This is a genomic window from Pseudomonas sp. NFACC24-1, from assembly GCF_900115235.1.
GTDB classification, from domain to species: Bacteria; Pseudomonadota; Gammaproteobacteria; order Pseudomonadales; family Pseudomonadaceae; genus Aquipseudomonas; species Aquipseudomonas fluorescens_AA.
The window spans coordinates 1-12,513 of sequence record NZ_FOVS01000062.1 but is presented as its reverse complement, the minus strand read 5'-3'; the positions used below and the strand labels follow the sequence as shown (position 1 = coordinate 12,513).

The 12,513-nt window shown below is 61.6% G+C and carries 12 protein-coding genes and 4 tRNA genes; 11 read left to right on the top strand and 5 right to left on the bottom strand.

Annotated features, from left to right (window positions below; all coding sequences use genetic code 11):
* Positions 1–295 (top strand): transposase (locus BM317_RS29175; RefSeq protein ID WP_139230569.1); only part of this gene is annotated, 295 nt, incomplete at its 5' end.
* 37 nt (positions 296–332) lie between these two features.
* Here the strand turns inward: BM317_RS29175 and sugE are convergent.
* From sugE to rdgC, 3 genes are all read right to left on the bottom strand, one after another.
* The gene (gene sugE / locus BM317_RS29170) at positions 333–647 is read right to left on the bottom strand and encodes a quaternary ammonium compound efflux SMR transporter SugE (protein ID WP_003204587.1); all 315 of its coding nucleotides are present in this window, start codon (positions 645–647) and stop codon (positions 333–335) included.
* A 116-nt stretch (positions 648–763) separates the two neighbouring features.
* The gene (locus BM317_RS29165) at positions 764–1,732 is read right to left on the bottom strand and encodes a bile acid:sodium symporter family protein (RefSeq protein WP_092477160.1); all 969 of its coding nucleotides are present in this window, start codon (positions 1,730–1,732) and stop codon (positions 764–766) included.
* Between the two features lie 144 nt (positions 1,733–1,876).
* Positions 1,877–2,797, bottom strand: a complete 921-nt coding sequence (rdgC, locus tag BM317_RS29160) for a recombination-associated protein RdgC (RefSeq protein WP_014339706.1) — start codon at positions 2,795–2,797, stop codon at positions 1,877–1,879.
* A 160-nt stretch (positions 2,798–2,957) separates the two neighbouring features.
* Between rdgC and BM317_RS29155 the strand changes: the two genes are divergently transcribed.
* The 4 genes from BM317_RS29155 (at position 2,958) to BM317_RS29140 (ending at position 3,473) form a co-directional block, all read left to right on the top strand.
* A tRNA-Val gene (locus BM317_RS29155) sits at positions 2,958–3,033 on the top strand.
* Positions 3,034–3,052: 19 nt separating this feature from the next.
* A tRNA-Asp gene (locus tag BM317_RS29150) sits at positions 3,053–3,129 on the top strand.
* 174 nt (positions 3,130–3,303) lie between these two features.
* Positions 3,304–3,379: transfer RNA gene (locus BM317_RS29145), tRNA-Val, on the top strand.
* 17 nt (positions 3,380–3,396) lie between these two features.
* Positions 3,397–3,473: transfer RNA gene (locus BM317_RS29140), tRNA-Asp, on the top strand.
* A gap of 89 nt (positions 3,474–3,562) precedes the next feature.
* Here BM317_RS29140 and BM317_RS29135 read toward each other — a convergent pair.
* Both BM317_RS29135 and BM317_RS29130 read right to left on the bottom strand, forming a co-directional pair.
* Entirely contained in the window at positions 3,563–4,699 is a 1,137-nt protein-coding gene (locus BM317_RS29135; protein ID WP_092175642.1) for a catalase family protein, read from the bottom strand.
* A 31-nt stretch (positions 4,700–4,730) separates the two neighbouring features.
* Positions 4,731–6,536, bottom strand: coding sequence for a di-heme-cytochrome C peroxidase (locus BM317_RS29130; protein WP_092175639.1), 1,806 nt, complete (start codon positions 6,534–6,536; stop codon positions 4,731–4,733).
* 270 nt (positions 6,537–6,806) lie between these two features.
* Here BM317_RS29130 and BM317_RS29125 point away from each other — a divergent pair, with 270 nt between their 5' ends.
* From BM317_RS29125 to BM317_RS29100, 6 genes are all read left to right on the top strand, one after another.
* On the top strand, positions 6,807–7,520 hold the full coding sequence (locus tag BM317_RS29125; protein WP_003204577.1) for a BamJ family beta-barrel-assembly machinery protein: 714 nt from the start codon (positions 6,807–6,809) through the stop codon (positions 7,518–7,520).
* Positions 7,521–7,812: 292 nt separating this feature from the next.
* Complete coding sequence (locus tag BM317_RS29120; protein WP_072406553.1) at positions 7,813–8,268, top strand: YkvA family protein; 456 nt, start codon at positions 7,813–7,815, stop codon at positions 8,266–8,268.
* A gap of 102 nt (positions 8,269–8,370) precedes the next feature.
* Positions 8,371–8,712 (top strand): helix-turn-helix domain-containing protein, encoded by a 342-nt coding sequence (locus BM317_RS29115; protein WP_092175728.1) that lies wholly within the window; start codon positions 8,371–8,373, stop codon positions 8,710–8,712.
* Complete coding sequence (locus BM317_RS29110) at positions 8,709–9,080, top strand: hypothetical protein (RefSeq protein WP_003179080.1); 372 nt, start codon at positions 8,709–8,711, stop codon at positions 9,078–9,080. Before BM317_RS29115 ends, BM317_RS29110 begins: the two co-directional genes overlap by 4 nt.
* Positions 9,081–9,482, top strand: a complete 402-nt coding sequence (locus tag BM317_RS29105) for an SEL1-like repeat protein (RefSeq protein WP_092175636.1) — start codon at positions 9,081–9,083, stop codon at positions 9,480–9,482.
* A 186-nt stretch (positions 9,483–9,668) separates the two neighbouring features.
* Positions 9,669–12,513: DUF6531 domain-containing protein (locus tag BM317_RS29100; protein WP_139236091.1), on the top strand; the 2,845-nt coding region annotated here is incomplete at its 3' end.

Genomic DNA, 12,513 nt, shown 5'->3' with positions numbered 1-12,513 from the left:
CAGAAATGCCGATGCCTTCATCGCTTTTCTGGGCCTAGACCTGCGTATATCGGACTCAGGGAAAAAGAAGGGACGCCGCTGCCTGTCTAAGCGAGGTGACCCAGAGGCCCGTCGATTGATGCATAACGCCGCGATGTCGGCGAGGCGCACAGCGGCATGGAAGGGTTTTTATGAGGCACTAAGGGCCCGGGGGCTCAGCACAACCGAAGCATTAGTGGCACTGGCCCGCAAGCTTGCCCGAGTGGTATTCGCCCTGCTGAAGAACCAGAGCGAATACTTACCGAAAGGCATTTAGGGGGTAGCCCTGCACCATAGAATCTCCCACAGGTCAATCAGGCGCTGACCTTGAGCCCGATCAACCCCGCAACGATCAACGCCACGCTGGCCAGGCGAACCAGCGCCATCGACTCACCAAACAAAATGATCCCGGCGATCACCGTGCCCACGGCACCGACCCCGGTCCAGATCGCATAGGCGGTACCCAGCGGCAGTTCCTTCATGGCAAGGCCGAGCAGGCCGAGGCTGATCGCCATGGCGGCGATGGTCAGTGCAGTGGGGAGAGGGCGGCTGAAGCCGTCGGTGTACTTCAGGCCGACAGCCCAGCCGACTTCGAACAGGCCGGCAAAAAACAGAATGATCCAGGACATCAAACACCTCATCGATGGATGGGGTCGTCCCCGGATTCAAGACTCGATCGAGCGGCGGGGTCGTCCCCGCCTGGATGGATAGAGTGCCAATGATTGACCACTCGATCAAGTTTGCCTTAGTCAGCGGTTTGCCGGCCGGCCAGAGTTTCGCGGTCCTGCTTTTCGCTCATGCGCCGGAAGTACGTCGAGAGCAAAGCCCCGGAAATGTTGTGCCAGACACTGAACAGCGCGCTGGGGACCGCCGCCAGCGGCGAGAAATGCGCGCTGGCCAGGGCCGCGCCCAAGCCGGAGTTCTGCATGCCCACTTCCAGGGACAGAGTTTTGCGCTGGGCCAATGGCAGGCCGAACAAGCGCCCGGTGAAGTACCCCAGCAAGTAACCGAAGCTGTTGTGCAGCATCACAATGGCCATGATCAGCAGGCCGGATTCTGCGATCTTCGCCTGACTGGTCGCCACCACCGCCGCGACGATGATCACGATGCTCACCACGGATATCAGCGGCAGGACTTCTACGGCATGACGAACCCGGACACCCAACAGGCGTTGGGCAACGATGCCCAGTGCGATCGGTAACAGGACGATTTGCAGGATCGACCAGAACAGCGCCGAGAACGACACCGGCAACCAGGCCGAGGCCAGCAGCCAGATCAGCGCCGGGGTCAGCAGCGGGGCGAGCAGGGTCGTGATGGCGGAAATCGCCACGGCCAGGGCCAGGTCACCGCGAGCCAGCCAGGTCATGACATTGGATGATGTGCCGCTCGGGCAGCAACCCACCAGGATGACGCCGACGGCGATCTCCGGCGGCAGGCTGAACACTTGGCAAAGCAGCCACGCCGTGCCGGGCATGATCACGAATTGGGCAATCACCCCCAGGGCCACCCGCCCCGGATGACGGGCAACCTCAGCGAAATCCTCCATCTTGAGGGCCAGGCCCATGCCGAACATCACCAGTCCCAGCAAAGGCACGATGGCGACTTTCAGGCCGACGAACCACTGCGGCTGCAGGAATGCCACCACCGCGAAAATCAGTACCCAGTAAGCGAAGGTATTGCCGACAAAGCGGCTCAATGCAGCCAGTGCGCGCATGACCTGATCCTTATTATTAAGAACATCCAATACTCATGTGGGAGCGAGCTTGCTCGCGATAGCGGAGTGTCAGTCAACATCTCGGTGGCTGTCATGCCGCTATCGCGAGCAAGCTCGCTCCCACAAGGTAGCTATCCGCCGGGTTTAGATCCCCTGCGGAATCTCTTCCCCACCCAACGCTTCAACCAGCGCCGGCAGGAACTCGCCGAACGTCAACATCATCAGCGTGAAGCTGGCGTCCAGTTGGCCGAGGGCTTCGTCGCCACCGTCCTGTTCCGCCTGGTCCTGCAGCAGGTCTTCGAATTTCAGGCGCTTGACCACCATCTTGTCGTCGAGCACGAAGGACAGCTTGTCCTGCCAGGCCAGCGACAATTGTGTCACCACCTTGCCGGTGTTCAGGTGCAGCTGGATTTCGTCGCTGGTCAGGTCCTGGCGCTTGCAGCGCACGATGCCGCCGTCTTCGTGGGTGTCGCGCAGTTCGCATTCGTCCAGCACGAAGAAGTCGTCCGCGGCTTTCTGGGTCTTGACCCAGTCGGTCATGGTGGCGGTCGGGGCCATCTTGACCGTCAACGGGCGCACCGGCAGCGAGCCGATGACTTCGCGCAGGGTGGACAGCAGGTCTTCGGCACGTTTCGGGCTGGCCGAGTTCACCAGGATCAGGCCCTGTTTCGGCGCGATGGCGGCGAAGGTGGACGAGCGACGGATGAAGGCGCGGGGCAGGAACGCCTGGATGATTTCATCCTTGAGCTGGTCCCGTTCCTTTTTATAGACCTTGCGCATTTGCTCGGCTTCGATCTCTTCGACCTTTTCCTTCAGGGCATCGCGCACGACGCTGCCCGGCAGGATGCGTTCTTCCTTGCGCGCGGCGATCAGCAGGAAGTCCTGGCTGACGTGCACCAATGGTGCGTCTTCGCCTTTGCCAAACGGCGCAACGAAACCGTAAGTGGTCAACTCCTGGCTTGCACATGGACGCGCCAGTTTGCTGGCCAGTGCAGTTTCCAACGCCTCGGCATCAAAAGGCAGATCTTGGGTCAGGCGATAGATAAGCAGGTTTTTGAACCACATGGGGTGAGTCTCTCCTTTATACAAAGGGGGGCATTATTCTCTTCGCGGCGCCATAGGCCAACCCTTCGCTAAGCCTTTGGAAGGCCTGAAAAAATTAATTTAAAAAGTGCTTGCCAGCTTAAAGAGTGCTCCGTAGAATGCGCGCCACACCGAAAGCGAAGGGTGATTAGCTCAGCTGGGAGAGCGTCTGCCTTACAAGCAGAATGTCGGCGGTTCGATCCCGTCATCACCCACCATTCGTTCAACGTGTTACGCGCAGCGGTAGTTCAGTCGGTTAGAATACCGGCCTGTCACGCCGGGGGTCGCGGGTTCGAGTCCCGTCCGCTGCGCCATATTCGGTTACCTGGAACGCTGAACGCCAGGTCACCACGGAAAGCCCGCTAACGCGGGCTTTTTGCTATTTGTAGTTCCTGCGGTGTGCGTTGCTTCTTTTTTTCTGAAATTTGCTAATTAGATCAGCACGTTACGAAAAACTGTGAGAGAATGCGCCCCGCATCGAAAGTGAAGGGTGATTAGCTCAGCTGGGAGAGCGTCTGCCTTACAAGCAGAATGTCGGCGGTTCGATCCCGTCATCACCCACCAAACTTTCAATGTTACGCGCAGCGGTAGTTCAGTCGGTTAGAATACCGGCCTGTCACGCCGGGGGTCGCGGGTTCGAGTCCCGTCCGCTGCGCCATCTTCGGTTTCCTGGCCCGCTGAACGCCAGGTCACCACAAAAAGCCCGCTCAATGAGCGGGCTTTTTGTTGCCTGTCATTTGGCCGTTGCTACTGCTCGGCATTGCGGCTGTGGCGGTAGTCGCTGACCGCCTCGTACACCGCTTTACGCAAACGGTTGATGCCGCCGATAGGGCGATGGGCCTCGATGCCGAACCACGGATTGAACGACTGGTTGTCACAGGCCAGGTTCAACTTGGGCGTGTCGAAATCCTGGGCCGGCACCTTGATGTGCGCCACGGTCTCGAACGGTGCATCACTTTCCTGCCATTCAATACTGGTGTCTTCGATCGGCATGTACTTGCTCGGATCCTGACGCTGGATCTGCAAGACAAAACACGCCGGCACCCGGTCTGTGGATAACTGTTGGTTCAGGGCGCTGCGCAAGAAGTTCGGCAGGTCCTGGTTTTGCGGTGGCAAGTTGTAGCTTGGGCAGCTGTCCGGGTCCGGCGCGACGCGAAACTTGGCATTGGCTTCGCCGAATTTGTAAGGCGATACCGAGAAATAAGTGGTCTGGGTCGGACTGGCCGGAGCCGGCGAGAGGGTCGCCAGGGCGATGAACAGATGACGGATCTGCCAGGTGCGCGGGTCCAGGCTCGGAAAGAACGCCATCGCCTTCTTCCCGTCAGCCTGGGCGGCCACATTCTGACGGTACTCGGCGACATCACTGACAAAGAAGTTCGGATGATTGAACATCACGAAATCCTGCTCGCCCTGTGATTGCCGATCAGCAAGCAGTTGCTTGCCCGGTACGTTCAGCAGCTTGATCGCCATCCCCCGTGCATCGCGCAGGCTGTCGAATTGCGGATAAGCGTTGCCGTTGGACAGACGGATCGTGGCCTGCCAAGTCTTGCCCGGTTCGGCAAACACGCCCTGGCGCAACGGCGCCGACAGGTCGCTCGGCACCTGGACCTCGGCCATGACGCAACCGTGGGCCTTGGCATGGGCGTCGCGCAGGTAACGCGTGCCTTCGCGGTGCTGATCGACGATGCGGATCGCGGTCTGGATGATGTCCTGGGTCATGGCGGCTTCGCCGGGTGCGATCTGTTCCTTGTCCGGGACCGGTCCCTTGTGCTGCCAGGCAAACCAGGCCGTGGACAGGGCCCAGCCGAGCAACCCGATACCCAGCAGCCACAGGAGCGTCTTGCCCAAAAAGGCGCCGAGGCGCAGCCAGAGGGTGATCAACATGCCAACATCCTTTTACCGGTGAGGTTCATCATTACAGTTGCGACTCCAGTGGCCCGCCCAGCACTTTCAAATACTCCAGCAAGGCCCAGCGTTCCTGCGGTTGCAGCAAGCGGCCAATGACGCCGTTACCGCGTTCGCCCGCGCGGAACTCATGGCCGCTGTTGTGATTGCCGGTAATCCGGGTGTCGAAGATAAAGCCGTTGGTGAACGCTTCGGTGCGATAGCCCAAGTGGCGTGGGTCGTATTCGAAGTTGCCCTTATAGAACGTGGTCGCCCGCTCGTCCTGGGGGGACAGCAGTTGATAGATCGTCGGCACCGAGCCGTTGTGCAGGAACGGTGGCGTGGCCCAGACACCCGCCAGCGGCCGGGCCTTGTAGGCGCGCAGTTCACGCACGCCAATGGGCAGGCCGAAACCGTCCAGGGCCGGGCGTTCGACGGGGGTGACACCGGCGTCGCGGTAAGCGCGGTTTTCGACAAAGGCGGTGACGTAGGCCAGGCCTTTGGCGACCGAAAGCTGGCTCAGGTCCAGCGGCTCCGTCGGGGTCGGGTGCAGTTGCACGTCCAGCTTCGCCAGCTCGGCCGGATCCCACTGCAGGCTGGTCAGGTCGAAGCGATGGTCGGCGATGTTATTGGCGGTGCCGGGGTCGGTGCCGATCACCTGCACAGGCAGCATGTGCAATTGCTGCACCGGCCTGTCAGGCCCCTGGACCACTTTGGGCACATGGCAGCCGGCGCAGTTTTCGGTGAACAGGGCCCGGCCCTTGGCGGCCAAGGGTTTATCGATCGCGCCCAGCAACGCTTCCGGCCACACGGGCGGCTTGAGCAGTTGCAGGGTTTCTTCGATCTTGTTCAAGTCGCGCACGCGCACGCTGGAAGGGTATCGCGCATCGCCCTGCAGCGGTTTGCCCTGGGCGTCGAAGAAATTCAGCGTGGCACCGACCCCCAGCGCTTCACCGACGTTGCGGGCCATCGGCTGCTGGGCCGAGCCGTTCCATTGCACCCAGTCGAACGTCCATATTTCCCACAGTTGCGGGTAATCCACTGGAGCGTTGGCCACCCGGTAGTTTTCCGCCGAAATGGCGTCGCCGAAGCTGGCATTGGCGATGCGACCGAAGGCGTCGGTACGCCCGGGGCCTTCTTCGGTGGGGTAGAGGCCGCGATGGGTATCGTTCCAGGCCACTCGCAGGAATGTGTCCAGAGAAGCCTTGAACGTTTTGCGCAGCTCTTCGTGGCGGGCGTCGTAGTCCTTGCCCAGTACTTGGCGGGCGAAGCGTTCGAATTTCCACGGGTTGTAGTAGGTAGACGCCAGACTGGCGACCAATGCCTGTCCGAAACTGCCACCACGCAGTGTAGGAACGCTAGAAGGCAGCACGTGCTGGGCCGAGCCACCATCGATCCGTATCGCCTGGCCCTTGAAGTGCAATTCACCGGTATGACACGCCGCGCAGGTGATATCCAGGAACTGGTCGGTGCTGCCCGGGTTCTGGTGCCGGGCGAACCCTACCGGCAAGTTGCCGGGGTTGTCAGGCGAGGCTTTCTGCGCCGGATCGATCAGGAAGCCGAAGCGCGCCAGGTACTCCGGCGAAGCGAAGCGTTGTTGCGAAAAAGGCAATTCGAGGGCGGTGAACCAGTCGTAGCGCAGGCCTTTGACCTGGGTGCCCTGGGGTGTGAAGTAATACGTCTGGCGCTCGGCGGCACTCCATTGATCCAGGTAGTGCACCTGTTCGACGGGGGTATAGAACGGCAAGCGAGGATTGGCGACGTAATAAAGCACCACGGCCACGACGAGGATCAGCAGCGCGAGGAGCAGCAACAGAATGCGAGAGAGAAGGCGCACGGTAACGTCCTTGTTTTTTTTTGATAAGCCCTTATGCCTCAGTGCTGCGCGGCGGGCAAGTGGCCATTACCCTTGGCCTGTGGGGAGCGGCAATGTGTCCCTGTACGCAACGGATGACAGATGCTTCATTTGCCCAAGGTTAAAAAGCGTTTGCGGTCCTGAACTTATCATCACTTTGCGGCTCACATGCCGGTAGCCATTGGTCGTGGCCGCCTGATAAGCTCGCGGCTTTATTCGATTGCCCTTTAGGCGCATGAACAAGGAAATAGCATGAAACAGCATCGGTTGGCGGCGGCGGTGGCCCTGGTTGGCCTGGTACTCGCGGGTTGCGACTCGCAGACCAGCGTAGAGCTGAAAACCCCGGCGCAGAAAGCTTCCTACGGTATTGGCCTGAACATGGGCAAGAGCCTGGCTCAGGAAGGCATGGATGACCTGGACTCCAAAGCGGTCGCCCAGGGCATCGAAGATGCCGTCGGCAAGAAAGAACAGAAGCTGAAAGACGAAGAACTGGTCGAAGCCTTTGCCGCGCTGCAAAAGCGTGCCGAAGAGCGCATGGCCAAGATGAGCGAAGAGTCGGCAGCCGCTGGCAAGAAATTCCTCGAGGAAAACGGCAAGAAAGCCGGTGTGACCACCACCGCTTCCGGCCTGCAGTACGAAGTGGTCAAGAAAGCCGATGGTCCACAGCCTAAGCCGACCGACGTCGTGACCGTTCACTACACCGGCAAACTGACCAATGGCACCGTGTTCGACAGCTCCGTCGAGCGTGGCAGCCCGATTGACCTGCCGGTCAGCGGCGTGATCCCGGGTTGGGTCGAAGGCCTGCAACTGATGCACGTCGGCGAGAAGTACAAGCTGTACATCCCGAGCGACCTGGCCTACGGCGCCCAGAGCCCGAGCCCGGCCATCCCGGCCAACTCGGTCCTGGTGTTCGACCTGGAACTGCTGGCGATCAAGGATCCGGCAAAAGAAGACGCAGCCAAGTAATCGGTCTGCTATAACGACAACGCCTCGCTCATGCGGGGCGTTGTCGCATCTGGGCTACGGCAAATGGCAAAAAAACCGAACGCATGGGGCAAGCTACAGTCATAGGCAATACAGGCGCTGTGCTAGACGCAGTCAGCCGGTCAAGTCAATGAAATATTGGGTTTTTTTATGTGAGTAAAAAACGCCCGATCTAAGCCGGGCCCTTATTAAACGGGGGCTTCAGCGGTGAAATGCAGCTCTGTTCACAAGGTTATCCACAATTTGTGTGGATAACATTTCAGTGGGAGAAAAAATGAAGGCCCCGTGGAATTTTGCGCGATTTCTGCCCTTGGCAGGCCGCTTGCTGGCCCGCGGTCGATTACCGACGTTGCTCTTTGCCGTCGCCAGCAAAGGTGCCCGGGAGGGCGGACGGCTGGGCAAGCTCAAGGAAGACCTGCGCCTGTTGCAGGCCTTGTGCCTGGCTTACTGGCGGGGTGAGTACCGTGCGGTCAGCGCCAAGTCGATGCTGTCGGTGGTGGCGGGGCTCATGTATTTCCTCAGTCCCCTGGACGCGATTCCAGATATCTTGCCGATGTTTGGCATGTTCGACGATATCGCGGTGCTGGCCTGGGTCATGAAAACCCTCGACGTCGAACTCGAGGCATTCCGCGCCTGGCGTTATCGGCAGTCGCCCGAGAAACTGGCTCAAGTCGAAAGGCTTCCCGATACCCCGGAACAACTCCAGCTCCAAGGCCAGAAAAAGCCCTGATCCCCTGAGAATTCATCACCCCGCGACCTTAGCCAGCATTTAGGATTACACTTCCAAGGAAAAAGGCTGACTCGCTAAGTGTTGTTGTCCTACGGGGTAAACATGGATATTCAAGTAATCACACGTGACGGAGAGCCCGAGTACGCGGTTTTGCCGTGGGATCAGTACCAAGCGTTGTTGAAGGCAGCAGGCATCGATCAAGCTCCGCCGCGGGAAGCGACAGTCCGTCACGCGGCGGCACCCGGCCAGGTTCTCCCTGGCTTGGACCAATTACGCAGTTTGCGCGAAGGGAAGGGCATCGCCATCGACGCGTTGGCCCGCACGGTAGGTATCAGCCCGTCTTATCTGGCCTTGATCGAGAGCGGCGAGCGACAGCCCGATGCCGCGATTCGGCGCAGTCTGGCCTGGGAATTGACGGTGCCGGGTTGGAGGGAAGAATCGTGAGCGTACGCATCAGTCGGCAGCATTGGGATGGGTTGTTGGGTGAATTGGACCAGGCGCGTCGCCAACGCCATTTATTGACTTACCGCGCCTTGCTGGAGCGCTTGCAGCTCCCCAGCCCGGCCATGCAGACCTTGACTGCGGCCCTTGAACACCTGGCGGCGCTGGACGCCCGGGCAGAACAGCCGCTGCGCAGTTCTTTGGTGATCAGCCAGGGCGCGAGCCGGTTGCCGCGCACGGGGTTCTTCGAATGCGTTGAGCGCCTGGGCCGCTTTTCCGGGCCTTCCGATGGAGTGGCCGCCGCCTCCTGGCACGCTTCGGAAGTGGTCCGGGTGTTTGAATACGAATACCCCGAGTCGGCGGAGGCCTGAGTGCTCTGGCGACTCAAGGCGCGGATCGGTTATTGGCTGGCGCGCCGGTTGTTTCACTGGTCCTGGTTCGTCCGCCAGGCGCGTGGCTGGGCCTGGCTCGAGGGCCAATTCTCGCGTATGGCGAACCTGGGCGATGTCGGTGCGCAAAGTTTCTATGGGCACATCCTCACGTTTCGCGGCCAAGGGCTGGGCGCCCGTGAAGAAGGGGTTCGCCTGCTGCGGCTGGCGGCACTGGCGGGTGATGGCAAGGCGGCCTACCAAGTCGGCGTGATCAGCCTGGCCGGTACAACCAGCAAGGCGCCGGACCCGGTCGAAGCGGCACGTTGGTGGACCCTGGCGGCGGAAGCCGGGCATCCGTTGGCCGAGATCAAGCTCAAGGCACTCGACGCTCGCGACCGCTAGCGTTATCCACAGGCTATTCGTGACGAAGTCGGGCGGATTTAGCGAATCGCCCTACATCCTTTGTCCCGTTCCCCTGACTTAATTCCCCCGTCATCCCCGGCACAGTCTCGCGCTCCCTGAGTGCTGCGAGACGCTGCCCATGTTCGACCGTTTTTTCCTGCCGGCCCTTGAGCGAGCCCTGTCCTGATGGAGCGGGTGAACCGTATCGAGCAGGAACTCGACAGCTTCCAGGACACCCTGGCGGTCTACCGCGAGCAACTTGAGCGCTGGTACAGCCGCACGGCGGACCGGGCCAGCCGCGCGGCCGATTTGCCCTCGCTGATGGGCATGGAGCGGCTGATCCGCTTCGGCGACAGCACCACCGTCGTCAGCAGCGGTGACGATGATTTCCTCTCCACGGTCGTCCAGTGCCCCCTGGGTGGGGTGATGACGATCGAGAGCAAGTTCGAGTCGGTGTACGACATCCCGCTGGGCGACATCGTAGTGGATGTGGTGGAGGTGGACAGCGGCAAGGTCACGCCGGTGACCCTGGACGCCCAGGGGCTCGGGACTTTCGAGGGGGAGGCGGGCAAGTCCTATCGGGTCCATGTCCAGGGCGAGGTGTCTCCCGGGCAGATCGAGAAGCTGTTTTCTTCCTACGATGGCTTGACTGGGGATCTGACGGACTGGCTACGGGGTGAGTGGCAAGGCTTCAAGCCGCGATGGGCCCAGCAGTCCTTGGCGACCTCGGCGGCTGCGGTGGGAAACGGGTTGCTCGCCGGCAGTTGGGCGGCGATCGAGGGGGTGTGGGACAGCATCAGCCTGCTGTCGGACATCCTCAAGGATCCTGGCCGGTTTGTTCAGCGATTGGGTGACAGCGCTGATCAATTGAAGACACTGGCACGAGACACGCCGCTGCTAATGGCCAAGCTGCAACTGCTGGCCAGCGACGAAGCGGCGCTGTACCTGTTGGTGCGCACCGCCAGCCTCTGGCTGGAGATGCTACCGCCCAGCGAAGTCGCCGGCGAAACGGCCGAAGCACTCTCGACCGTGGTGGTGCAGTGCGTGATCGATTTGCTGATCGGCGTGGTCTTGACCTTTGCCGGGGCGGGGGCCGGGATCGCCTACCTGTCGATGTGGTTGGCCAGGCACGGCGCAACCCTGCTGAATGCCATGCAGCGTTTCGTCAAGGCGATCTTCGCGGTGGTCAACGGCTTTATGACCTACGTGGATCGCTACAAAACCGTGGCGGTGCGCGGCGTCGCAGCGGGAATAAAAAAAGGCCGGCTGCAACTGCGCTGGGATGCGCAACGCAACACCACGCTGAAAAAACACGAACCCCACGACGACGCCCCGGCCCAATCGAAAAACCCCAACGGCGACAGCGCCGACACCGCGGCCCAGACCCAGACCAGCGGCTGCCCGGTGTCGATGGTCACCGGCGAAGAACTGCTGACCCTGGACGACGGCACCCTCGACGGGCGCTTGCCGTTCGTCTTCACCCGTTTGTACCGCACCAGCGCCGTCGTCCTGGACGTCGGCCTCGGGCGCGGCTGGATCCATGCCCTGGCCCATCGCCTGGAGCTCAAGGGCGCGCAGGTCACCTGGGTCGACCAGGAAAACCGCCGCACGATCTTTCCGTTGCCCACCACCCAGCGTCCGGCGATCCACAACAGCCTGGCCCGGGCGGCCATCTACCTGGGGGCTGCGCCGGACGAACTGATCATCGTCCAGCCCGGGGAAAACGCCCCGTTCCTGCACTTTCGCGACGGCCACCTGATCGCCCTCAGCGACCGCTACGACAACCGCCTGACCGTCCAGCGCAACATCCACGGCGACATCAGCCGCCTGGACAACGGCGCCGGGCGTTCCCTGCGCCTGCGTTATGAACAGCGCCACCTGGTCGCCGTCGACTACCAGAGCTTCCACCCGGCCCTCACCCTTGACGAAGCCTGGCGGACCGAGCAGACGCTGGTGTCCTACCGCTACGACGGACGTTTCCGACTGATCGAAGCGACCAATGCCGCCGGTGAAAGCGAACGCTACGACTACGACGACCAGCACGTCATCCTCCAGCGGCAACTGGCCGGCGGGGCGAGCTTTTACTGGGAGTGGCAAGGCGTCGGGGCGGCGTCCCGCTGCGTACGGCATTGGGCCTCCTTCGCGCAGATGGACAGCCGCTACACCTGGGGCGAGGACGGCCGTGTCACGGTCCGGCACCTGGATGGCAGCCAGGAAGTGTATGTCCACGACGACCGGGCGCGGCTGGTGCGCAAGGTCGAGCCCGATGGCGGCGAGCACCTCAAGGCCTACGACGAACAGGGCCGGTTGATCGCCGAACAGGACCCGCTGGGGGCGGTCAGCGAATACCGCTACGACGACGTCGGACGGCTGGTGGCGCTGATTCCGCCGGACGAAGCGCCGACGTCCTACGAATACCGCAACGGTTTCCTGCACGCCTGTTCCCGTGGCAAGGCCGTGTGGACCTATCGCCGCAATGCCCGGGGCGATGTGATCGCGAGCATCGATCCCGACGGCCAGCGCACGGAATATGCCTACGACGCCCATGGGCAACTGCTGGCCAGGTATGACCCGGACGGTGGTGAGCATCGTTTCACCTGGAGTCGCCTGGGCCAACTGACCGAAGAGGTCCTGCCCGATGGCGGTCGGCGGTGTTTTGCCTACGACGCCCTGGGGCGTTTGCTCAGTCGTCGGGACGAACACGGCGCCCTCACGCACTACCAATGGGACGCCGTCGGCCGCCTGCTGCAAGTCACCCTGCCCACCGGCGCCACCCGGGCCTGGAGCTACAACGCCTACGGCAAGGTCATTGCCGAGCGCGACGAGCAGGGCCGAACCACCCGCTACGAATACGCCGACGACCTGCACCTGGTCAGCCGCCGCCTGAACCCCGACGGTAGCGAGCTGAAGTACCGCTACGACTCGGCGCGGCTGTTGCTGACCGAGATCGAAAACGAATCCGGCGAACAATATCAGCTGGACTACACGCCCAACGGCTTGATCCGACAGCAAGTCGGCTTCGACGGCCAAC

Coding starts and splice junctions, on each gene's coding strand:
- sugE (WP_003204587.1), bottom strand. CDS start 647: ATGTCCTGGATCATTCTGTTTTTTGCCGGCCTGTTCGAAGTCGGCTGG.
- rdgC (WP_014339706.1), bottom strand. CDS start 2,797: ATGTGGTTCAAAAACCTGCTTATCTATCGCCTGACCCAAGATCTGCCT.
- BM317_RS29125 (WP_003204577.1), top strand. CDS start 6,807: ATGAAACAGCATCGGTTGGCGGCGGCGGTGGCCCTGGTTGGCCTGGTA.
- BM317_RS29120 (WP_072406553.1), top strand. CDS start 7,813: ATGAAGGCCCCGTGGAATTTTGCGCGATTTCTGCCCTTGGCAGGCCGC.
- BM317_RS29135 (WP_092175642.1), bottom strand. CDS start 4,699: ATGTTGATCACCCTCTGGCTGCGCCTCGGCGCCTTTTTGGGCAAGACG.
- BM317_RS29165 (WP_092477160.1), bottom strand. CDS start 1,732: ATGCGCGCACTGGCTGCATTGAGCCGCTTTGTCGGCAATACCTTCGCT.
- BM317_RS29115 (WP_092175728.1), top strand. CDS start 8,371: ATGGATATTCAAGTAATCACACGTGACGGAGAGCCCGAGTACGCGGTT.